The following is a 3,670-nucleotide window of genomic DNA, read 5'->3' on the forward strand; positions in this document are numbered from 1 at the left end:
GATGCGCAGCGATGCCGCTGCTCTCGATGAGGCACCGGGAACCATTCTCCCGCTGCTGCCCATACAGGCCGATTTCCTCGAACTCGAGCGCCCTTCGCCGCACCACTGGAACCAAGCCTTGCTGCTGCGATGCCGGGAACCGCTGGATCCCGTACAGCTTGAGCAAGCCTTGCAGGCGGTGGTGTCTCATCATGATGCCTTGCGCTTGCGGTATCACCGGGTGGACGGAAACTGGCAGCAGACTCAGGACGCAGCGGCCACCTCGCCAATGGTCTGGCTGCGCGAGGCCCGCGACGTCGGCGAGATCGAGCGTGTTTGCCAGACCGCCCAGCGCAGTCTGGATCTGGCGAACGGGCCGCTGCTACGCGCCGTACTGATCGATGTGGCCGACGGCAGTTCTCGTCTGATGCTGGTCGCGCATCATCTGGTGATCGATGGCGTATCGTGGCGCATCCTGCTGGAAGACCTCCAGACCGCCTGCCGGCGACTGCGCGATGGTGCTCCTGTCGTGTTGCCTGCAAAGACCAGTCCCTACGGCCATTGGGCAGCTCGCCTGCAGGACCTTGCTCAGGCCAACGACGATGAGTTCGGATACTGGGCAACGCTGCCCGAAGCATCGGTGCGCCTGCCCTGCGATGCGCCGCAGGGCAGCATGGCCTTGCGCCACCAGGTTCAGGCCGATATCCGACTGGACAGGGTTCAGACCCAAGCGCTACTTAAACAGGTCCCTGCCGCCTATCGGACCCAGATTAACGATCTGCTGCTGACGGCGCTGGGGCGCGCGCTGTGTCAGTGGTCCGGCGCTGACCGCATTCGCATCGATCTGGAGGGCCATGGCCGCGAAGACCTGTTCGATGACATCGATCTGACGCGCACCGTGGGTTGGTTCACCTCCTTGTATCCCGTCGTGATCGAGCCCCTGGGCGCTCCGGGTGATGCGATCCAGCGGGTCAAGGAGACTCTGCGCCAGGTACCTCGTCGTGGCTTGAGCCACGGCATCTTCAAGCACCACGGTGCACCTGAGCAGCGCCAGGCGCTTGCGGCCATGCCTCGGGCCCAGGTGTTGTTCAACTATTTGGGTCAGTTCGATGGAAGCTTTGACGATCAGGCATGGTGGGTTCCTGCATCTGAATCGGTCGGCGCCTGCATGGACGAAGACGGGCCGGCGAGCCACGAACTTTCTATCAATGGCCAGGTCTTCGATGGCGAGTTGAGGCTGAACCTGAGTCATGGCGAGCAGCGCTACAGCCGAGCCATGATCGAAGCGCTGCTGCAAGCCTTCCGCGAGGAACTGATCGGCTTGATCGCGCACTGCGTCGACGGAGTTGCGGCGCAGGGTGGGGCGCTGGGCGTGACGCCATCGGATGTCCCTCTGGCGGGTTTGGACCAGGCCGCGTTGAATGCATTGTCCGTGCCTGCGCATCGCTTGGGAGACCTCTATCCGCTGTCACCGATGCAGGCCGGCATGCTGTTTCATAGCTTGCTCGATCCGCAGGGCAGTGCCTACCTCAATCAGGTACGCATGGATCTTGAAGCCGTCGATGAAGCGAAACTGCGTGATGCTTGGCAGGCCGCCCTGCAAAGGCACGATGTACTGCGCGTCGGTTTCCTGCATGACCAGATCCCGCCGCTGCAATGGGTGGACCGCCACTCTGATCTGCCTATGACGGTACGCGACTGGCGGGATCAGAGCGGGGCTTCCCTGACGGAGAGTCAAGCCAACGCGCTGGATGCTCTGGCCCAGGATGAGCTGAACCAGGGTTTCGATTTGCGCGAACCACCGCTGATGCGGCTGGTGCTGGTTCGTCTTCCCTGCAGCGAGGGGGCTGTCACGCGTTATCACTTGGTGTGGACCTACCATCATTTGCTGCTCGATGGCTGGAGCACATCGCAGCTGCTGGCTGAGGTGTTGCGCCACTATGGTGGCGAGCGGGTGGTGGGGCGTCCTGTCCATGGGTGGCGTGAGCACATTGCCTGGCTGGCGGGCCGCGATGCCGAGGTAGCCCGCGCGTTCTGGCAGTCGACCTGCACTGGTTTGGATACGCCCACGCGTTTGGCTGCTTCGCTTCCGCTCGCGCGGATAGGCGTCGGCATGGGGCTGCACAGCAGCGAACTCGATGCAAGCCGGACGGCGCGCTTGATCGATTTTGCGAGGCGCGAGCGCGTGACACTCAACACGCTGGTGCAGGCCGCATGGGCGCTGCTACTCAAGTCTCGTACCGGGCAGTTGCGTGTGAGCTTCGGAGCCACCACGTCCGGCCGGCCCGCTGACCTGCCTGGCATCGAACAGTCGCTTGGGCTGTTCATCAACACCTTGCCCATGGTGGTTAACTGCTCGCCCGATCAACCGGTGTCGCAATGGCTGCGCTGCTTGCAGTCCTTCAACCTGGCAGCACGCGAACATGAGCATACGCCGCTCAACGACATTCAGCGCTGGGCCGGCCATGGCGGCCAGGGCCTGTTCGACAGCATCGTGGTGTTCGAGAACTATCCGGTGGACGAGGTGTTGCACCAGGTCACGTCGAGTGGATTGCGCTGCAGCGCCGTCAGCAGCCGCGAGCAAACCAGCTATCCCATGACCGTGGCGGTGCTGCAGGGAGATACTTTGCGCCTGAAGTACGGGCACGACCTGTCGGTCTTTGATGCCGGCACGGTGGCAGGCATCGCGGCGCAGATCGAGCACATCCTGATGCAGCTGAGCGAACAGCCCGATCGGCGTCTAGGCGAGTTGCCATTGCTGGATTCGGCAGCGCGGATGCGTCTGGCGCTTTGGGAGCGCAATGAGTCGGCCCACGCCATATCGGACGAGCCGGTGCACCGGCTCATCGAGATCCAGGCTCACCGGCAGCCCTTGGCGATCGCCCTGATCTTGGGCGACGATCATCTGGACTACGCCACACTGAACCATCAGGCCAATCAGTTGGCGCATTACCTCATCGCGAGGGGCATCGGGCCCGAGGACCGAGTCGGTGTGGCAATGGAACGTTCCTTCGAACTGGTGTCCAGTCTGCTTGCCGTGCTCAAGACCGGGGCGGCCTATGTTCCGCTGGACCCTTCCTATCCAACGGAACGGCTGGCCTATATGGGGGAGGACAGCGGCATGGCCGTTCTGCTGACCCAGCAGCGCCTGCAGGAACGCCTGACCGTGCCGGGCGTTCCTTGTGTCGCGGTGGATGCGCTGGAACTGTCCGACCATGACGTTGCTGATCCGCAATTGTCCGTGCATGGCGGCCAGCTGGCTTATGTGATCTACACCTCGGGCTCGACCGGCCGGCCGAAGGGTGTGGCGGTGCCGCATGGGCCGCTGTCCATGCATTGCCAGGTCACCGCTGATCTGTATGAGATGGGGCCATGGTCACGGGAGTTTCATTTCCTGTCCTTCGCTTTCGACGGCGCGCATGAGCGCTGGCTTACGGCCCTGCTGTGCGGTGCCTCGCTGGTGCTGCGGGACGAAACACTGTGGAGCGCCGAGCGGACTCAGGCCGAGCTGCAGCGCCATGGTGTTACCAATGCGGGGTTCCCGCCGGTCTACTTGCAGCAGCTTGCTGCCGAGGCGGAAAACAGCGGTACAGCACCGCCGGTGTCGCTCTACTCTTTCGGGGGCGAGGCTATGCCTCGGGCCAGCTTTGAGCAGGTCAAACGAGCGCTGCATCCACGCGTCCTGATCAAT

1 protein-coding gene is annotated in these 3,670 nt (G+C 63.2%); it reads left to right on the forward strand.

Annotated features, from left to right (window positions below):
• The coding region (locus PO768_RS28115; RefSeq protein ID WP_272648689.1) for a condensation domain-containing protein at positions 1-3,670 on the forward strand (3,670 nt) is incomplete at both ends.

Origin of the sequence: Paucibacter sp. XJ19-41, assembly GCF_028462495.1 — a bacterium.
In the GTDB taxonomy this organism is placed as follows: domain Bacteria; phylum Pseudomonadota; class Gammaproteobacteria; order Burkholderiales; family Burkholderiaceae_C; genus Roseateles_E.